Source organism: Amycolatopsis sp. NPDC028719, from assembly GCF_055565395.1.
On the sequence record NZ_JBVHUL010000019.1, the window covers coordinates 100,736 to 119,010 of the forward strand.

At 69.5% G+C, this 18,275-nt stretch carries 16 protein-coding genes and 1 pseudogene; 5 read left to right on the forward strand and 12 right to left on the reverse strand.

The features are described 5' to 3' along the window. Positions 1 to 382: 382 nt before the first annotated feature. Entirely contained in the window at positions 383 to 763 is a 381-nt protein-coding gene (locus ACZ4TR_RS48645) for an antitoxin (protein ID WP_465295990.1), read from the forward strand. Between the two features lie 2,048 nt (positions 764 to 2,811). On the opposite strand, the gene ACZ4TR_RS48650 is transcribed toward ACZ4TR_RS48645, so the two are convergent. Continuing rightward, positions 2,812 to 3,285, reverse strand: a complete 474-nt coding sequence (locus ACZ4TR_RS48650) for a hypothetical protein (RefSeq protein ID WP_465295992.1) — start codon at positions 3,283 to 3,285, stop codon at positions 2,812 to 2,814. Positions 3,286 to 3,424: 139 nt separating this feature from the next. Between ACZ4TR_RS48650 and ACZ4TR_RS48655 the strand changes: the two are divergent. Beyond that, positions 3,425 to 4,027: pseudogene (locus ACZ4TR_RS48655) on the forward strand (IS5 family transposase); the annotation flags it as partial. Here ACZ4TR_RS48655 and ACZ4TR_RS48660 read toward each other — a convergent pair. Next, a complete protein-coding gene (locus ACZ4TR_RS48660) occupies positions 4,020 to 4,541 on the reverse strand; it encodes an OmpA family protein (RefSeq protein WP_465295994.1) in 522 nt (173 codons plus the stop codon). The pseudogene ACZ4TR_RS48655 and the gene ACZ4TR_RS48660 overlap by 8 nt on opposite strands. A 437-nt stretch (positions 4,542 to 4,978) precedes the next feature. Between ACZ4TR_RS48660 and ACZ4TR_RS48665 the strand changes: the two genes are divergently transcribed. Both ACZ4TR_RS48665 and ACZ4TR_RS48670 read left to right on the forward strand, forming a co-directional pair. Beyond that, on the forward strand, positions 4,979 to 5,467 hold the full coding sequence (locus ACZ4TR_RS48665) for an Rv0909 family putative TA system antitoxin (RefSeq protein WP_465295996.1): 489 nt from the start codon (positions 4,979 to 4,981) through the stop codon (positions 5,465 to 5,467). A 665-nt stretch (positions 5,468 to 6,132) separates the two neighbouring features. Then, complete coding sequence (locus ACZ4TR_RS48670; RefSeq protein ID WP_465295998.1) at positions 6,133 to 6,915, forward strand: mechanosensitive ion channel family protein; 783 nt, start codon at positions 6,133 to 6,135, stop codon at positions 6,913 to 6,915. A 264-nt stretch (positions 6,916 to 7,179) separates the two neighbouring features. Here the strand turns inward: ACZ4TR_RS48670 and ACZ4TR_RS48675 are convergent, their stop codons facing one another. Genes ACZ4TR_RS48675 through ACZ4TR_RS48720 form a run of 10 tightly spaced genes read right to left on the reverse strand, consistent with a single transcriptional unit; the run spans position 7,180 to position 17,205 of the window. Beyond that, on the reverse strand, positions 7,180 to 8,487 hold the full coding sequence (locus tag ACZ4TR_RS48675) for an MFS transporter (protein WP_465296000.1): 1,308 nt from the start codon (positions 8,485 to 8,487) through the stop codon (positions 7,180 to 7,182). A 23-nt stretch (positions 8,488 to 8,510) separates the two neighbouring features. After that, positions 8,511 to 9,458: a PDR/VanB family oxidoreductase gene (locus ACZ4TR_RS48680; RefSeq protein WP_465296002.1), complete on the reverse strand. Its 948-nt coding sequence runs from the start codon at positions 9,456 to 9,458 to the stop codon at positions 8,511 to 8,513. Continuing rightward, positions 9,455 to 10,639: a cytochrome P450 gene (locus ACZ4TR_RS48685; RefSeq protein WP_465296004.1), complete on the reverse strand. Its 1,185-nt coding sequence runs from the start codon at positions 10,637 to 10,639 to the stop codon at positions 9,455 to 9,457. Before ACZ4TR_RS48685 ends, ACZ4TR_RS48680 begins: the two co-directional genes overlap by 4 nt. A 59-nt stretch (positions 10,640 to 10,698) precedes the next feature. Beyond that, entirely contained in the window at positions 10,699 to 11,682 is a 984-nt protein-coding gene (locus ACZ4TR_RS48690; protein WP_465296006.1) for a helix-turn-helix transcriptional regulator, read from the reverse strand. Between the two features lie 17 nt (positions 11,683 to 11,699). Further along, positions 11,700 to 13,361, reverse strand: coding sequence for an AMP-binding protein (locus ACZ4TR_RS48695; protein WP_465296008.1), 1,662 nt, complete (start codon positions 13,359 to 13,361; stop codon positions 11,700 to 11,702). A gap of 29 nt (positions 13,362 to 13,390) precedes the next feature. Further along, on the reverse strand, positions 13,391 to 14,515 hold the full coding sequence (locus tag ACZ4TR_RS48700) for an FAD-dependent monooxygenase (RefSeq protein ID WP_465296010.1): 1,125 nt from the start codon (positions 14,513 to 14,515) through the stop codon (positions 13,391 to 13,393). Next, positions 14,512 to 15,084 (reverse strand): flavodoxin family protein, encoded by a 573-nt coding sequence (locus tag ACZ4TR_RS48705; RefSeq protein ID WP_465296012.1) that lies wholly within the window; start codon positions 15,082 to 15,084, stop codon positions 14,512 to 14,514. Before ACZ4TR_RS48705 ends, ACZ4TR_RS48700 begins: the two co-directional genes overlap by 4 nt. 5 nt (positions 15,085 to 15,089) lie before the next feature. Further along, complete coding sequence (locus ACZ4TR_RS48710) at positions 15,090 to 16,352, reverse strand: alpha/beta hydrolase (protein ID WP_465296013.1); 1,263 nt, start codon at positions 16,350 to 16,352, stop codon at positions 15,090 to 15,092. Next, positions 16,349 to 16,606: a hypothetical protein gene (locus ACZ4TR_RS48715; protein ID WP_465296015.1), complete on the reverse strand. Its 258-nt coding sequence runs from the start codon at positions 16,604 to 16,606 to the stop codon at positions 16,349 to 16,351. The genes ACZ4TR_RS48710 and ACZ4TR_RS48715 overlap by 4 nt, the downstream gene beginning before the upstream one ends. Next, positions 16,603 to 17,205 (reverse strand): VOC family protein, encoded by a 603-nt coding sequence (locus ACZ4TR_RS48720; protein WP_465296017.1) that lies wholly within the window; start codon positions 17,203 to 17,205, stop codon positions 16,603 to 16,605. Before ACZ4TR_RS48720 ends, ACZ4TR_RS48715 begins: the two co-directional genes overlap by 4 nt. 141 nt (positions 17,206 to 17,346) lie before the next feature. Between ACZ4TR_RS48720 and ACZ4TR_RS48725 the strand changes: the two genes are divergently transcribed. Next, positions 17,347 to 18,249, forward strand: coding sequence for an alpha/beta hydrolase (locus ACZ4TR_RS48725; protein WP_465296019.1), 903 nt, complete (start codon positions 17,347 to 17,349; stop codon positions 18,247 to 18,249). The last annotated feature ends 26 nt before the right edge of the window (positions 18,250 to 18,275 follow it).

The following is an 18,275-nucleotide window of genomic DNA, read 5'->3' on the forward strand; positions in this document are numbered from 1 at the left end:
GGGATACGAACACGACGGGGTGGCGACGGCAACCACAAGCCGACCTCGCCACTGCGCAATCCGAGCCGCCCCCGCAGCGCGCTGGCGACGCCCCCACCAGGAAAACCTTTCGCTCACAAGACATTCCCTTCGCGCTTCATCTGAGGGAGAACGCGCGGCAGATCCACCCACATGAGGGAGCATCGTGGTACACGCACCTACCAAGCGACCGAGTGAACGATGTCCGGATTGCCCGCGGAAAGCGCGACAGCATAGCCGCGCCGGCACCGATGCCCTACGCGTCGCTGCGCTCTTCACCCAGGAGTCCCGCTTGAGTTGCAGTGCGCCGTTGGGCGACTTTGATGAACCTGTCGACCGATCCGATGAACCAGAAGGAGCACCGATGGGTATCGACTTCGAAAGTCTGAAGAGTGTCGCGAACGGCCGCAACGTCGATCAGGCGGCCGAGTTCGCGAAATCCCGCTTTGGTGAGCACGCCGACCAAATCGACACAGTCGCCGACAAGGCAAAGCGCTATCTCGACGGCGAGGCGCAGGATGAACACCGTGGTGAGGGCGACGCACCGGCCTGCGGTGAGTCCGGCCGTCAGCAGGAAGACGGCCACGGCCGCAACTTCAGCAACGAACCCGACGATCCGGCCACGGTTGCCGGCTATGGCGGCGAGGCCGCGCCTGCAGGCAGGAGCGACGACCGATTCGCCGCGGACGAGTGCGGCGAAGTCTCATACGGCAGCGGCGATCTCGAACGAGGCATTGGTGGTTGAATGCCCGCCCGTCTTCATCGCGGTTGCCCCTTTCTGCTGGGGCAGGAGTGTCCAACAAGGTATCTGAGCGGTATGAACGACACGTGCGAATGTGTCACGCCGCGGTCTGCCGGTCGGGTCGCATCGCTGCCGTAGTGCAGGTTCTGCGCTGCGAAGACCGCAACCGGATAGGGCGCACGCGGTCGCGAATACGATGCTGGGCCGATCCTGCGCTCGCGCCGACGCGATCCGGCAGTCGTCATGCCGGTGTCCGAGCGGTCGGCCTGTCCGGCTCACGTGTTCGCCGATTGAGCTGCAGGGCGATAGGTGCTGTCCCCGGGAACATGCCTCGGCGATCAGATGTGCATCACGGCCCAGAATTCGACCCAGGCGGCTGCCAGTACCGCACCGCTGATGCCTGCTCCGTACAGTGCCCATCGCGTGCGTCGACCCGCCCCGCGGGCAGGGTGTCGTTTCGCCGTAGCGTCTACCTTGTGCATGCGATCAGTCTGCGTGATCGAGCGCGGCCGGTTGTAGTCGAGAGCCCACGCGGGCGACCCCGCGTGGGGGACCCGAACGGCTGATCAGGGGAGCGGTGAGCCACTCGGCTTCAGCCGCCGGAACCCGTTGGCCTCAGGATGTGTTCCGGTCAGGTGGTGTTCATTTGCCGGTGATGCAGCGTTCATCGGCGGAAAGGGGTGAGGCTCGCCGGTTCGGGTTGGGGCGGCACTGGTTGCGGCGGTTGTGGTCGGCCGAAGCTGCGGGGTAGCCGCTTGCATGGTGACTGCTCGCTATATCGATCGCTCGACCGACTTGTGTCGGCTGGGGAGGTCGTTCGATACAGGGAAATGATCACCGGATCGCGCCGCTCCTTCGGGCTGGTACCGCCGGTGCCGAACGGGGTTCGTGTACGGAGTCGTCGGGAGGAAAACGGGTGCAGCCGACGCTTGTTGCGACTAGGTGGACACATCGGCAAGCAGGTCGGGCATTTCGACGTGACCTTGCTGTACTGGGGAGACGTGGGGGTCCTCGTCCATGGAGTAATTGTGCCCAGCTGTTGTTCAGGCCGTGGTAGCTCGGGGAAATTTCCTGCGAGTACCCCGCTAAGGGTAACTCTTTCGAGTGACGATTCTCGGCGTCACCTGCAGGACCTTGATGTCGAACCGGCTTCCCGACGTTGTCTGGACATCACCGGGATATACGGCGAGTTAAGGTTCCCTTGCGGTGAGTCCGCGAAGGCCCGGGATTGGACGAATTGATGACTTCCGACACCGCCGGTCTTGCCGGGGACCGAGACGTCCTGCGTGATCTTCTTCCCCGGGTGCGCATGCTTGGCGCGGCCGCCACCCTTGCTCCCGATCCCGCTGCGATGCGAGCGTTGATCGTCGAAATCGAGCCAATGGTCCACCTGGCCGGTCGCGTGCTGGCCGTGCGGGCACCCGAGGCACTGGTAGCGCTGTGTCGCGCTCTCGCCGCGTCTCAAGCGGGACGATCCGACGACAGTCACACTGAGCTGCTGACAGCTCACGGACACCTCGCCGTCGCACTCCGATAGCCACACAACGTACCGGTCGAAAGGTGGATGCCTTGTCGCGTCGTCGGAAGCGGCCCGGCGGCGCGACTATCGCGGCGACAGCGCTGCACGGGGCCGGGGGATTGCCGACCGTCCTACTTGGGGCAGCTTCGTGTCGAGGGCGAACCTCAGCGCGAGATCGAAAGCTTCCTCCAGTCTCGCTGCGTGCAGCCGGACCACATCGTCGTCGGCTGCTGACTTCGCGCCCGCCAGGTTGCGGCTGGCATTCGCGATCCGTCGTCGAGAGGCCGCCTCGAACGCAGCCTTTTCTTCCATTGCGCCAGTCCTTTGGTCATGATCGAAGCCCAGGTTTTGCCCCTGTCGACGGGAGCGGACCTGGCCTGCAGCTCGGCGACTGTAACACTGCTCGACGACGTGCAATGTAGGTACCTTCTGCTCCGGAAGACCCTGGCGCACAGGCTAAACGCGGCTCGGCGCCATCCCGTGTTTTCGCAGTGCTCCTGCAGCGATACCCGCCGCATCTTCGGGCGCGGCGTCACGCTTCGATGCTCGGCCGGCGGACCCGGAGTGTCAGCCGAGGCGTGAGGCCAAAGGCGGGCTGGGTGCCGTAGACCGCCTCGGCGACCGAGCTTTGAGGACGCGGAATCGACGGAGTATGTGCGAGGGGAAAGCCGCCGTCGCCGTCAGGCCGCGCCGGTGGTCCGGGGGCGTTCGCGTTTGAGAGGGTCCACCCCGGGCCGAGGTTGATGAGACTGCGGTCTTTGGGGGTGTAGTACTCGTGGGAGACGCTCATCGCCCCGCCGGTCGTGCCGGCGGCCGCGGCGAGCAGGTGCATGTGGTAGCAGCTGGAGATCCACGTCTGGCACGGCGCGACGGGTGGGCTGTTACGCCAGACGTCGCGGAACGGGTGGAACCCCGCACCGTCCAGGATGTCCAGCAGCCGGGCGGCGAGCTGGGGCGGGGCGTTGGTGCCGATGTCGGATTGCAGGCACAGCACAAACTCGCGCACTTCCCGTCCGGATTCCGGTGTGGGCGGCTCGAGAGAGATGCCGTCACAGATACTCGCGTTCCGGTTGACTAAGTGATCGGTTCAGAATGAGTCGGTGTGCCGGCTTTGCTGGGGCTGCGGGCCTTTCCAGAAGCTCGGTATGCGTGAGGAGGTTCTGACCGACCAGCTGTGGGAGCGACTGGAGCCGCTCCTTCCGGTGCGACCGCGGCGTTTCCGCTACCCGGGTCGCAAGCGTGCCGATGACCGCGCTGCGCTGGAAGGCATCTTGTATGTGATCCGTACCGGCATCGGGTGGAACCGGCTGTCCAACGCGCTGTTCGGCGCCTCCGGGGCCACCTGCTGGCGGCGGCTGGCCGAGTGGCACGAGGCTGGCGTCTGGCAGCAGCTGCACGAACGCCTGTTCGTCGAACTGCGTGTCGCTGGGCTGCTGGACCTGTCGGCCGCGCTGGTCGACTCCACGCATCTGCGTGCTCTCAAAGGGGGGGACCACGCCGGGCCCAGCCCGGTCGATCGCCGCCAACTTGGTTCGAAGCACCATTTGATCACCGACGCCCATGGCACCCCGCTCGCGGTCACGCTGACCGGCGGGCATCGCAATGAGGTCACTCGGCTGGGTCCATCGCTCGACGCCATCCCGCCCATCCGCGGCGTGGTGGGCCAGCCACGGCGCCAGCCGCGCCGGCTCTGCGCCGACCGCGGCTACGACCACGACAAGTACCGCCGCCTGCCCAAGGTCACTGGGTGACGCTGATCTGCGTGTTCAGTGCCTGATCCCCCTGCGCCTTCTCGTTTCCGGTCGCATCTTGGGCGACCCGGTCCTTCGGCACTCCCAGCCCTTCGAGGGCGGTGGTGATCGCCTCGGCGCGTTTCTCCGACAGCGTCTTGGCCTTGTCTGCTTCGGGGTAGCCCGCGTGGGTGGCGACACTGATCTTCACGGCGTTGCCCTGCAACGCCTTGGCGATTTCGCCGAGCGCTTGCGTCGCCTGCGCGGTCAATTCGGCTTGCTCCGGAGCGAAGGTGATCGGCGATCGCTGGAGCGCCTGCTCGATCGACGTGCTCACCTGCTGGGCCGCGGCCGCGGTACCTTGCCCCGGTGAGTCCGGGGCCCCGGCGCCCGACGATGCGGCGGCACCGCTGGAGGAGTTGAGGTTCGGGCCGGACGATGCGGTGCCGGCCGTGCCGTCCGAGCCGCACGCGGTGACCAGGCTCGCCACGATCGCCACACCCGCCGCAGTCCGGACAATTTTGCTGCGCATGAAGGTTGAGCTCCCTTGACTTTATCGCGTCGGCTGACGCCAGGGATACGAACACGAACCGATGCGGGCGGCAACCACAACCTGACGGCGGCCACGGCGAACCCCAGGTCGGCTCCGCGACGCCTCGACCAGCAAACCGGAGGCCCGTAGCGTGTTCCGACCCGGCCTTGTCCGGCCGATGAGACGCGGCAAGTCCACCCAGGTGAGGGATTGCCCTCACCCTCGCGTCTGTCAAACGATCGAAATGTACGAGGTTCGGCGATCGCCGAAACGCGGCAGGATAACTCCGCCGCCGTCGCACGCCGAATCGTGGTGGCGCTCTTCACCCAGGCATCCGCCTCGAGTTGCGCGCCGGTGCCGGGCGGCTTTGATGAAGCCTGTCAACCAGGCCACGCGGCTTCACCCGGCCCGGGCCGAATGAATCAGAAGGAGCTTCGATGGGCATCGACTTCGATGATCTGAAGAACGTCGCGAGCGGCGACAACGTCGGTCAGGCCGCCGAGTTCGCGAAATCCCGGTTCGGCGAGCACGCCGACAAGATCGACGCGGTCGCCGACAAGGCGAAGGATTTCCTCGGCGACGACCGGCAAGGAGAGCACCGCGACGAGAACGCGGCGTACGATGACGCGCCGGCTGGCGACTTCAGCGACCGCGCCGGCGGATCCGGCCGTGAGCAGGACGACGAATACGGTGGCCTGCAGGGCAATGGCGGATATGGCGACCAGCAGGCTGGTGGCGAATACGGCGGCCAACAAGAGGGCGAGTATGGCCGGCATTCCAACCGGGAGTACGACAACTCGGCCTCCGCGGACGAACGAGGCGGCGAGGAGGCCCCGGCCGGCAGCCGCCACGACGAGGGTTCCCGGGACGGGTACGAGGAATCTTCCTACGACAGCGGCAGTTCGGAGCGTGGCTACGGCGGCTGAGGGCCGCCCTGCTCACCGCGCGACCGTACTCACACCCTGCACAGGGGAACTCCGGTGGATCACGGTTCGTGACGGGCCGTCGAGCTGCATGATCCTGAGTGCCCTGACCCGCGTTCCCACACGGATGACCGCACCACCAAACCGTCGACGAGGCGCCCGCAACCTCGACGCACCGCGGAATTGTGTCCCCACAGTTGCCCTCGCCATCGGGCGCCACTTTGCCGGCGACGGTCGGCCGCGTGAAACCTCGTCCAAGCGACACGCGCCTGGCTCAGCGCGCCTCGGCGGGCCAGAGCCCGCCCGTCCGGGGCCCGCCGCGCGGGTCACCCACGTGATAGTTGAATCGGGACGAACAGGCTGGGTCGCCCAGACTGTTGGTATGCGCCAAACGGGGATGACGGATAAACGGGAGCACGCAGGTGCGGCTGCTCGACACACGCGACAGGTGCTGTACTGCGCGGGATTGGGAACGCTATCGGCCGCCGCGGCCTGGGTGGAGTTTTGGGCGGTGATGCACATCGGGCGCTCCGAGCCGCACAATCGGTGTCATTCGGCTCCCTGCACGGGGAGTGCACGAATTGCGGTACCCCGGCCGTTGCTCGACGATGCGGTGCATCACCCGCGCCAAGAACATCGGTGCATGACAAACGGGAAAGGCGGTCGATATGGGCGAGCAACTGAAGGGCGGGCTCGGGCAGGCGTGGACCATGGTGGCCACGTTCGTGCCGAAATTCATCGGGTTCCTGATCATCCTGCTGATCGGCTGGCTGATTGCGAAAGCCGTCTCGAAAGCGCTGGGGCTGGTCCTCACGAAAGTCGGGTTCGGCAAACTGGTCGAGAAAACCGGGCTGAGCGGAAAGATCGGCCAGCAGAAGATCGACGCGACCGGGGTCCTGGTGAAGCTGGTCTACTACTTCATCCTGCTGATCGCGCTGCAGCTGGCGTTCGGCGTGTTCGGGCCGACCAACCCGGTGAGCCAGCTGCTCAACGACATCATCGCGTTCCTGCCGCGGATCGTGGTGGCGCTGGTGCTGGTGGTGGTCGCCGCGGCGATCGCGAAGGTCGTGCGTGATGTCGTCTCGTCCGCGATGTCCGGCCGCCCGGCCGCCCGCCCGCTGGCGCTGGGCGCCTACTGGCTGATCGTGGCGTTCGGCATCATCGCGGCGCTCGGCCAGATCAACGTCGCGACGATGATCACCGGCCCGGTGCTGATCGCGGTGCTGGCGACGATCGGCGGTGTGATCGTGGTCGGCTTCGGCGGCGGCCTGATCAAGCCGGCGCAGGACCGGTGGCAGGGCTGGATCGCGAATATGCGGAGCCAGATCGGTGGTCGAGAGGGGGCGAACAGGCCCGCTGGCGTGGACAGCCCGGGCGGCGCAGACACACCGACCCCGCCGACGGGGGCCTCGTACACAGACCAATCGGCGTCGCGGCACGCCAACTGGTGACGCTTCCGTGGTCGGCCCGCCCGGCGGGCCGACTACGGGGCGTTCAACTCGATTCAGTGCAGACCGGTGGCCTGTCCGGGTGAGCTGTTTGCTGATCGCGGACGGCGAGGTCGCAGCCGAGGGTGGTGTTGCCGAGACCGAGGCGCTGACCGATCGGCTGGACAGCGCCCGGCACCGTGCGGGCGAAGACGTCGTTCGGCCTGGGAGCCCTGACCTTGGCGACGACGAACCCAGCACGGCACGTCCCCGGCATCCGGCCAGGTGCTACACCGGCCCGTCCTCGGCGGAGGTGGCGGGTGCCTCGATGTTCAACGTCGCCGGGTGCGGACTGCGGAGGGTGAGCACCGCGACGAGGCTGACGACGGAAGCAAGCGCGACATAGGCCGCGACGGCGGTGAGACCGCGGCCGACGAGCAGGGTGGCGACGAGGGGAGCGACCGCGCCGCCGAGCACGCCGCCGATGCCGTACGCGATCGACGCGCCGCTGTACCGGATCTCGGCCGGGAACGCTTCGCTGAGGTAGGCGCCGTACGGCCCCGTCGCCACCGCGATGCACAGCGCGGCGACGATCGACCCGATGAGCAGACCAATGAGGGACCCGGACTCGACCAGCGCGAAGTACGGGTAGGCCCAGACGGTGATGCCCACGGTGCCGATGACGAGGACCCGTCGGCGGCCGAGGCGGCCGGCGAGCAGGGCGCCGAGGGGGAGTGCCGCGCACCAGAAGAGGGCCGCCACGACCGTGACGGTCAGCATCGTCGACGCGGTGAACAACTTCGCCCGCGCGGCGTAGCTCAGCACGAACGCGAGCAGGAGGTTCCCCAGCGTCGAGCTGCCGATGGTGATGCCGGAGGCGGGGATCCAGATCCGCGGAGCGCGCAGCACATCGACGATCGGCGCCCGGCGGGCGGTGGGCCGGATGCGCTCGAACTCGGGGCTCTCGGCCAGCTTGAGCCTGATCACCAGTCCGAGGAGGACCAGGGCGGCGCTCGCGAGGAACGGGATGCGCCACCCCCAGCTCAGGAAGCCCTCGTCACCGGTGCCGGTCCGGACGACCAGGAACACCAGGCTGGACAACACCACGCCGAGCGGCAGTCCCACCTGCGGCAGCGAGCTGAGCAGGATGCGCTGCGCCGGGGTGCGGGCGTGTTCCAGGGCGAGCAGCGTCGCGCCGCCCCATTCGCCGCCGACGGCCAGTCCCTGGGTGACGCGGACCAGCACGAGCAGGATCGGAGCCGTGACGCCGATCGTGGCGTAGGTCGGCAGCAGGCCGATCAGCGCGGTGCCGGCGCCCATGACGAGCAGGGACACCACGAGCATGCGCTTGCGGCCGACCCGATCGCCGAAGTGGCCGATGAGCGCGCCGCCGACCGGCCGGGCGACGAAACCGATGGCGAACGTCGACAGCGCGGCGAGGTTGCTCGCCACGGCGGACGAGCTGGGGAAGAACTGCGGGCCGAAGACGAGCGTCGCGGCGAGGGCGTAGACGAAGAAGTCGTACCACTCGATGGTCGTGCCGATCAGCCCGGCGAGGGCGACCCGCCGGGGACGGGCGGACAGGCGTCTGGACATCGTTGTCCTCCGGAAGGGGTCGGTCAGAGGCCGAGGACGAGCTGGGGCGTGGAAGACCGGGAGACGCACGGCAGGATCCGGTCGCCCGCTGACCGCTCCTCCTCGGTCAGGATCGAATCCCGGTGGTCCGGACGGCCGCCGAGGACGGTCGTTTCGCAGGTGCCGCAGGTGCCTTCCTCGCACGAGGTCAGCACGTCGACACCCGCCTCGGCCAGCACGTCGACGATCGACCGGCCGGCGGGCACCATCAGCTCGGCCCCGGTCGAGGCGATGCGCACGGTGAACGGCGAGTCCGCGGGCGCGTCGATCTCCTTGGGCGAAAACCGTTCCGTGCGCAGACGCATACCGCGGCGAGCGCACTTCGTCTCGGCCGCGCGGATCAGCGGCTCGGGCCCACAGCAGTAGACGCACGCCTGCCGGCCCGCGGCGTCGAGGGCCGACTCGAGGTCGATCAGGCCGTACTCGTCGAAGGGCACCAGGTGCACCCGGTCGGTGTCGACGGCCCGGAGTTCGTCGACGTAAGCCATCGAGGCCCGGGTCCGGCCGCCGTAGTGCAGTGTCCACTCGGCACCGGACCGGGCCGCCGCGCGGATCATCGGCAGCAGCGGCGTGATCCCGATTCCGCCCGCGAGGAACACGAACCGGGACGACTGTTCGAGCGGGAAGTGGTTGCGGGGGCCGCTGACGACGATCCGGTCGCCTTCGCGGAGCCGGTCGTGCAACCAGGCCGAGCCGCCGCGGCCGTCGGCCTGCCGCAGCACGGCGATCCGGTAGCGGGTGCGGTCGCCGGGGTCACCGCACAGCGAGTACTGGCGGACGGACCCGGCTCCGGTCACCACGTCGATGTGGGCGCCGGGCCGCCATTCCGGCAGTTCGCCGCCGTCTGGAAGGCGCAGCTCGAACTCGGCCACGTCGAGCGCGACGGTCCGGCGCCGGCCGACGGCGAGCCGGACTTCCACGGAGCCGCTCATGCGGTGGTCTCCGGGGTGAAGGTGACGGGGAGCGCGAGGTGGGTCATCAGGGAGCCGCCGACCAGGCCGCTCTCGACCGGGTCCCCGTCGAGCCGGAGGTCCGGCAGCCGGTCGAGGAGGCGGCCGAGGGCGATCCGGAGCTCGGCGCGGGCGAGGTGCTGGCCCTGGCACACATGCGGCCCCGCGCCGAAACTGAGGTGCCGGTTACGGCTTCGGCTGCGGTCGAACTCCTCCGGGTCGCCGAATTCCCGCGGATCCCGGTTGGCAGCCGCGAGGTCGAGCAGCACGCGGCCACCCGCCGCGAGGTCCTGTTCGCCGATCCGGACCGGGCACCGGAGCGTGCGCGCGAACAGCTGCAGCGGGGTGGTCAGCCGCAGGCTTTCTTCGATCACCCGGGGCAGCCCGGCCCGGTCGGCGAGGAGCTCGTCCCGGAGCCCGGGCACGGTCAGCACGTGCCGGATGAGGCCGCCGAGTGCGGAGCCCGTCGAGTGGTGACCGCCGACGATGTAGGCCAGCACCAGCCCGGTGGCGCCGGCCTCGTCGAGCTCCTTGCCCGCCACGACACCGCTCGCCAGTTCGGTGAGCAGGTCGTCCCGGGGACGCTCCCGCCGGTCCGCGAGCCAGCGCCCGGTGTGGTCGGAGAACTCGGCGAACCGCGCCGGGAACTCCGCGGAGCCCAGTGCGGCGAACAACGCCGCGGCGACGGCGCGGGCCTGCACCGCTTCGGCCTGGTCCAGGCCGATCATCCGCCCGATCACGATCGCCGGCAGCGGCTCGGTGAGGTGCTCGACCAGGTCGGCCCGGCCGGCGGTCGCGAAGTCGTCGATCAGCAGGTCGACCACCTCGGTGATGACCGGCTCGAACGCGCGCACGGCCCGCGGCGTCAGCGGGCCGTCGAGGGCTTTGCGCCACTCGGAGTGTTCGGGCTCGTCGAACTCGAGCGCGGGGACCGGCGGCAGCAGGTCGTTCGAGGGGATGTGCACCCCGTCCGCCGAGGAGAACGCCCCCGGGTCGGTCAGCGCGGCGCGCACGTGCTCGTAGCGGGTCACGATGTCGAATCCGCCGTGCCGCTCGCTGTGCGCGACCGGGCAGGCCTCGCGCAGCTCCGCGTGCGCCCGGCGGATGTCCGAAGTGGATAGTGTGCCGTCGAGGTGGTCGAAGGCGGTAATTCGGTTGGTCATCACGGCTCCTTCGTCTGCGCTGACGGTGTGCACAGTCTCGCCGGGACGATTCGCGCGGGCTATCCGCTTCGCGCGGGCCTGTCCGCGGCGCGCGAAGCGTGCAGCGTGGCCGAGGGCGTGACGCCGTAACGCAGGCGGTACTCCCGGGCAAAGCGTCCGAAGTGGAGGAACCCGCACGCCGTGGCGATGTCGGAGACGGTCTCCTCGGCGGCCGACAGCATCCGGTGTGCGCGTTCCAGCCGCAGCTCGCGGTGGTACGCGGTCACCGTGGTGCCGAACCGGGACCGGAAGCCTTCCTGCAGGGTGCGCAGGCTCACGCCCGCGGCGCTGGCCAGTTCCCCGGGTGTGGCCGGCGACGCCGGATCCGCCTTGAGCGCGTCGGCGGCGAGGCCGGCGGCGCGGTACCCGCGGGCACTGCCGCCGCGGAACACCGTGTGGTCGTGGTCGTGGGGCTGGGAGAGCAGGAGCGCGGTGACGAGCGTCCGCTCCAGCTCGAGCCCGGCTGCCGGCGGCAGGATGCCCGAGTCGAAGCGGTCCACTGTGGCCACCGCGCGCCCCAGCAGCCCGGGCCAGGGCGAGCCGCCGGGCACCGCCAGCCCGAACGCCGGCCGGGCTCCCGGCTCGCCGCCGAGCCGGGAGTACCCCAGTTCGACGACTTCCCGGGGCACTTTCGCCGCGATCTGCACGGTGCCGGGCGCGAAACGCAGCCGCAGCCGTTCGCCGGGCGAGACGACGCACGCCTGTCCGGCTTCGGCCCGGTGGCGGCCGGCGTCGGTGACGACGTCCATCGCTCCACTCAGGACGAGCTGGAGCGTGTAGTACTCCATCGGCGCGAGCGCGGTCACCTCCGTGTCGCCGCGGTACACCGCGTACAGCAGCGTTGACGAGCCGATGGCCACGGTGTGCAGCCGGGCGCCGAACTCCGCGGGCCTGGCCACCCGCAGCCGGTGCGCGGACATCACTTGTCCGCACGTGGACTCGGCCTCGCCGACGTCGGTCGTCCGCAGCCGTGTGTGCCGGTGCAGGGGTACCGGGGTCGTCATCGCGGGTCCTCCGTTCGCTACCCGGGCTCGACGCCGAGCGTTTCCGCGAGCTTTCGCAGGCGACGGCGGTCGACCTTCCCGACCTCGCTCACCCGCGGCAGCTCCGGAAGCACCACCACCCGCTCCGGCCACTTGTACTTCGCGACCTCGAGACGGGCGAAGTGGACGCGGACTTCGGCGAGGCCGATCTCCCGGCCGTCGCGGGTGACGACGAAGGCACAGGCCCGTTCCCCCAGCCGCGGGTCCGGCATCGACACCAGGGCCGCCTCGGCGATCGCGTCGTGGGAGGCGAGGAGGAGCTCGACCTCCTCGGTGTTGATCTTCTCGCCGCCTCGGCTGATCATGTTCTTGATGCGGCCTTCGACGGTGTAGCACCGGACTCCGGCGATCGTCCGCTCGGCCAGGAGGTCACCGGTGCGGTAGAAGCCGTCGGCGGTGAAGGCCCGACGATTGTGCTCGGCCGCGTCGTAGTAGCCGTGCAGGGTGTACGGGCCGCGGGCACACAGCTCGCCCACCTCGCCCGGAGGCACCTCTTGCTCGGTTCCCGGTTCGTACAGCCGGATCTCGTCCGCGGGCGAGATCGGCACCCCGACACTGGCCGCCCGGGCGTCGAGCGGGAAGTCGAGCGGGGTGGTGAGGCAGAGTCCCTCGCTCATCCCGAAGATCTGCCCGCCCCAGATCCCCTGCTCGGCCAGCGCCGCCATGTGCCGGCCGGGGACCTTCTTGCCGCTGAAGAGCACCCGCCGCAACGCGGTCGCGGCGGTCAGGCCCGGGTCCAGGGCCAGGTCGAAGGCGAAGGGGCCGAGCAGGACGTCGGTGGCCCCGGTGCGGACGACGAGGTCGAGCGCGGCCGCGGCGTCGGGAACGCCGAGCACGAGGGTGGCTCCGACGCTGTGCGGGCCCTGCAGGCCGATGATGATGCCCGCGTTGTGCACGATGGGCATCAGGAACGCGACGCGGTCCCCAGACCCCCAGCCCATGGCGCGGGCGAGGCTCGCGCCGTAGTGCCAGTACGGCGCCTGCAGGCAGGGGATCACCTTGGGCACCCCGGTGGTGCCGCCGGACAGCTGGAACGCGGCGAGTGATTGCCTGCCGAGTCCCGCCTGAATGCCTTCGACGACCTTGCGGGCCTCGGCCGCGTCGACGTCGTCGCCGAGTGAGTCCAGCTCGACGGCCCGGGGGTCGTCGGCGGGGCCGTCGGAGACCAGGACCGTGCGCTCCGCGCCGGCTGCGTCGGCTTGGTCGAAAGCGAAGCCGACGAGGTCGAAGCGGGGATCGCGGGCCGCGACGACGTGCGCGACTGGGCGGGTCTGCCGCGCGATCTCGCCGATCTCGTGCCCGCGGTGCACCGGGAGCGTGCACACGGGCACCAGCCCGGCCTTGAGCAGGGCGTACCAGGCGACGACCGTGTTGGCGGTGTTGTGGACCTGCAGGAGGACGGCCCCGCCCGGCTCCAGCCCGAGCCGGTGCAGGCCCGCGGCGCGTTGATCGCTGATGCGGTCCAGCTCGGCGAAGGTCAACCGGGTGTCACCGCAGATCAAGGCCTCCCGGTCGCCGTGGTCCCGCGCGACGTCGTGCAGGTGCTCGGCGATGGTGGCCGATTCCCACAGCCCGTCGCGGACGTAGCGAGCCTCGACCTCGGCCGGGTAGCGAACGAGTTTCTCGGGAGCAAGCGTCATCGCGTGTCTCTCCTCGTGCGGCGTGGCGGTCACCGGAGGTCGCGTTCGTAGCCGAGCACGACGTCGCGGTTCTCCCGCCGGAAGTCACGGTAGGAGACGCGGCCCGTGCGCATCAGGTATTCGAGCGCGAACTTGGTGGGGTGGGTGATGGTCCGGGACGGCAGACCCTCATACCAGGCGATGCTCCGCCTCGCGGCGGCCTGGAAGGCGTCCGCGACGGGCTTGCGCACCCGCTCGAACTCCTTGAGCCCGACCTCGACGTCCCACCGGGCGCCGGCCAGGGCCTCCGTGAGGTACACAGCGTCACGCATCGCGAACCGGGTGCCAGACCCGATCGACGGGTGGACGGTGTGCAAGGCGTCCCCGATCAGCACGAGGTTCCGGTGTGTCCACTGTGCACAGCGCACGAAGTTCGTCCGGAACCAAGGGGAGTGGTTGCTCCGCAGTGGAGCGCCGTCCAGCGAGTCGGCGAACAGCCGCTCGCACAGTGCCCGTGACTCGTCCTCGGTCATGTCGGCGAAACCGAGCCGGTCGAAGGTCTCCTGGCCGACCTCCACCGTGAAGTTGCTCAGCTCGGCCGAGAACCCGGAGGCGTGGACCATGAGTACGCCGTGCTCGCTGTTTTGAAGGATGATCGACGGCGGGAAGGACTTCGGGGTGCCGTACCAGGCCAGCCAGTTGCCGCCGAGCTCGGTGCTGGGCCGGAAATGCTCGGCGAAGCGTTCGCGGGTCACGCTGTTGACGCCGTCGGCGCCGATCACGAGGTCCCAGTCGGCGAGGTCGCTTTCGGTCACCGCCGCTTCGCAGTCGTGCTCGATGGTGACCCCGGCCTCGCGGGCGAACTTCTCCAGCGTGGCCAGCAGCGACCAGCGGGCGTTGAGGTGGCTGCCCCCGACCTGCACCGGCACATCGACGCCGTCCAGGCTGATGACCATCCGGTCGTGACGGGTGCCGGCGGTGAGCGCGCCGATCACGTCCGGCGCGGCCGGCCGGAGCGCGTCGGCCGCATTCTCGGTGAACGCCACACCCCAGCCATACGTCACCCCGTGTGGGTTGCGCTCCCGGACGTGGATCGCAGCACCCGGCAGGGCTCGTTGCACGAGCAGGGAGAAGAAGAGGCCGGCGGGCCCGCCGCCGATCACGAGGATCTTCACTGGCCACCTCCCTGCCACGAAAGGGCGAAGCGGGCGACGCGCTCGCCCAATACGGACGCCGTGCGCAAATCGCTGTCCTGCATGCCTTCCAGACCCTGGTCCGAATTGGACTGTGCCATGGCGCCGGCGTAGGCGCCGAGCCGGTTCAGCTCGGCGTCGGACCCCGTGCTGCGTCCGTTGCCGTCCAGCAGGCCGAGTCCGGCCCAGACCATCCCGTGCTGCATGGCGAAGAGCCAGAGCTGGGTGAGGGTGTTGAGCTTGTCCCCGGAGTGGCCACTGGAGTTGGTGAACCCCGCGGCCAGCTTGCCCTTCCAGCCCTGGGCCAGCCAGATCTTCGAGCTGGCCTCCATGAACGTCTTGAACACGGCCGAACCGCTGCCCATGTAGGTCGGGGTGCCGAAGATCAAGGCGTCACACCGGTCGAGCCGATGGGGATCGGCAGCGACCTCCTCGGCGAAATACAGGGCGACGTCGATGCCCGTGACCGCGGCGGCGCCTTCTCCCACCGCCCTGGCTTGGGCGGCGGTGTGGCCGTACCCGCTGTCGTAGACGACTCCGATGGAGCCCACTTCCTTCACCTCGTTTTCCGTGGGGGTGCGGTGGCGAACCGGTCGGCCAGCCAGCGCTCGACGTGGCCGGCCGCGGCCGCGTACCCGGTGGGCTCGCCCGCCACGATGGGCTGGCCGAAGTGCTGGCCCCGCACGACGTGGCGGGTCTTGTCCGCACCGGCCAGCGCCGCGAACATCCGGGCACTGGCGGCGGGGAGCGCGGCTTGGTCGCCGCTGAACTCCAGGTAGAGCGTCGGCAGCCGGACTCCGGGTGCGCACCGCGCGAAGTCCGCATTGGTGTGGTGGGCCGACCAGGTCGACAACCACGCGTCGGGCGTGGTCAGCCGGCCGAAGCCCACGAGGCCGTAGTTGGTCAGGTCCGGGCGGCGGCCGAACAGCGAGCCGTAGTGCCGGTCGTTCGGGTCGATCGAGAGGTCGACGTAGCCGGGGTCGGCGTCGGTGCGGTAGGTGGTGAGGATCCTCGGGGCGAGCCCGAGCCGCCGGTCGGCGGGATCGCCGGTGCGGGCGAAGCGGACACGGGCGTCGGAAGCCTCGCCGGCCAGCTCGACCGCGCGGGCGTCGATCCGCGCGATCCGATCCCGTTGGGCCGCGCGGTAAGCGCGGAGGAAGTCCGCCCGGTAGCGGCTGGGCTCGGGCGGGACGGAGAATCCGTTGCGCCGCGAGTACATGTCCAGCGCGGGGTCGACCGACATCGGGTCCGCCTCGTCGGTGACGGACGGGTCGATGCAGTGCAGCAGCACCTGGCCCTGCCCCGGGTGCGGCGCGAGGAAGATCGCGCCGTCCGGGACGGGCATCCGCGCGCCCGCCAGCGCGATCGGCCGGCCCGCCGGTGTCACGTCCAGCCGCAGCTCCGGTTCCAGGGAACCTTGTTCGATGTAAAAAGCCGACAGGGTCCCGCCGCCGGAATGGCCGAAGGTCAGCACCGACTCGAACCCGGTGTCCCGGAGGAACACGTGCCCCGCCGCCGCGTCCAGCAGTGCCTGTTCGTGGACCAGGGCGGTGTCGTTGTTGGGCGAGCGCGACGCCTGGGTCCAGACCGCGACGCCGCTTCGCAGGAGCAGCGGGATCATCGGGTGGTGCGTCATCGACTGGCGCGGGTGCATGACGGTGATCACCGTCGTCGCACCGTCCAAGGTATACAGCACCCCGTCGACCTTGGCGCCGTCGAAAGTGGTGAGCTGGTGCGTGCTCACGGTGACCCCGGGCGGTGCCTCCGCTGTGTCGACGTCCCGGCCCGCGCCGAGCCGGTCCACGGCCACGGTGCTCATTCCCCGCCTCCGGCCGGGTCGACCACCAGCTCCGCGGAGTCCCACCGGCTCACGCGGCCGTCTTCGACCGCCGCGACCGAGCTGTACCAGACGGCGTTGCGGCACCCGGTGGCGCCACGGTCGATCCGGAGCGGGCCGGGCGCGGCGACCTCGAGGTAGGGGCCGCGCCGCCGGACGGTCACGTCCGGGTCCTTGCTCGCCACTTGAGCCAGGGGGCGGAAGTCCTCGATGTCGAGGACGAACAAAGTGGTCATGCGAAGGTCACCGGCTCCGGCTCACCCTCGTAACGTTCGGCGATCAGCTTCGCCTTGCGCGCGAAGAACTTCTCCAGCGTTGGCTCGGGATCGTCCACCACCTCCATGAGCGCGTCGACGCTGAGGTTGGCGTCGATGTCGTCCTCGGGGGTGATCGCGCGCAGCGGGCGGGTGATCTCGATCAGGTAGCCGTTGGGGTCGGTGACGTAGATCGACTCGACCGTCTCGTGCCGCACCTGCAGCTCGCACGGCCGGTTGCTGGCGTCCAGCCGGCGGCGGTACTCCTGGAGATCCTCCTGGCTGTCCACGTGGATCGCGAGGTGCCGGGCGCGGCGAAGCAGATCGGGAATGCCGGCATCGTGGTAGGGCTCGATCCCGAAGTAGTAGAAGAAGGCCAGCCGGTCGCCGTTGCCGATGTCGAAGAAGAAGTGGATGAAGTCCGGGTGCTCCCCGGGGCCCCACCCGAGCGCGCAGGTCGCGTGCACGACCGGGAAGCCGAGGACGTCTCGGTAGAAGGTGATGGTGGCCTTCGGGTCGAAGGTCGGGAACGCTGCGTGGTCCACGCCTCGCACTGTGTGCGCGAGCTCTGGCGATGACATCGACGTACTCCTTTCGCAATGGCTCCTGATGGCAGCGAGCGTAGAAGCGTCTGTCATGCACGTCAATATTCTGACGAGTTAGTATCGATAGTCGCGTGAGTCACACTTGACTCGCGCTGACATAAGCGTCAATATCAAGACATGATCGTCAGATCACCTGGTGGGGAGCCCGCGACGCGGGTCGAGTTCACGGTCCACGGGCGGCGGGTCTCCGGCATCGCGACCGCGGGCGGCGGCGCGGGAGCGCCGCTGATCGTGGCTCTGCACGGCGGAGGACTCAACGCCCGCTACTTCGACATCCCCGGTCATTCCCTCCTCGACCTCGGTGCGGCGGCCGGGTTTCGCGTGATCTCGCTCGACCGGCCCGGTTACGGCGAAAGTGACGCGCTCGTCGGCGGCGAGGTGTCGTTCAGCGGCAGCGCCGAGGTCCTGGACGCCGCGATCGGTGCACTGTGGACCGAACTGGGGGCCGGGCACCCGGGCGTGGTCTTGTTTTCCCACTCCATCGGCTCGGCCGTCGCGGTGCACGTCGCCGCGCGTCGGCCTCGCTGGCCACTGCTGGGGATTTCACTCCACGGCGTGGGTGACCAGTCTCCCGCGCACGTCGTCGACGCCTGGCACGCCTTGCCCCGGACCGGACCGGTGGAGTTGCCCTCCGATCAGCGGCGCGCCTTGTTGTACGGCCCGGAAAACACGTTCGACGCCGGCGTCGTGGACCTGGCGAAGGCGTCGGCGGAGCCGGTACCGGTCGAGGAGATGCTCGAAATCGTCGGCAGCTGGCCGGAAGGCGTCGCGGACCTTGCCGCACGCGTCGCCGTCCCCGTGCAGTACACGCTCGCTGAGCACGACGGCCTGTGGGTCGCCGACGAGAGCCGCGTGTCGGCGTTCGCCGGGTATTTCACGTCGGCACCATGGGTGGACGCTCGGCTGCAGTCGGGCGCCGGCCACAACCTCGACCACCACCGGCTCTCCCGCGCACTGCACCTGCGGCAACTGGCTTTCGCGTGCGAGTGCGCGGAGCGCGCACCCACGGCTGGTGGCTAGGATGATCCGGCGACCGAAAGCAGAGC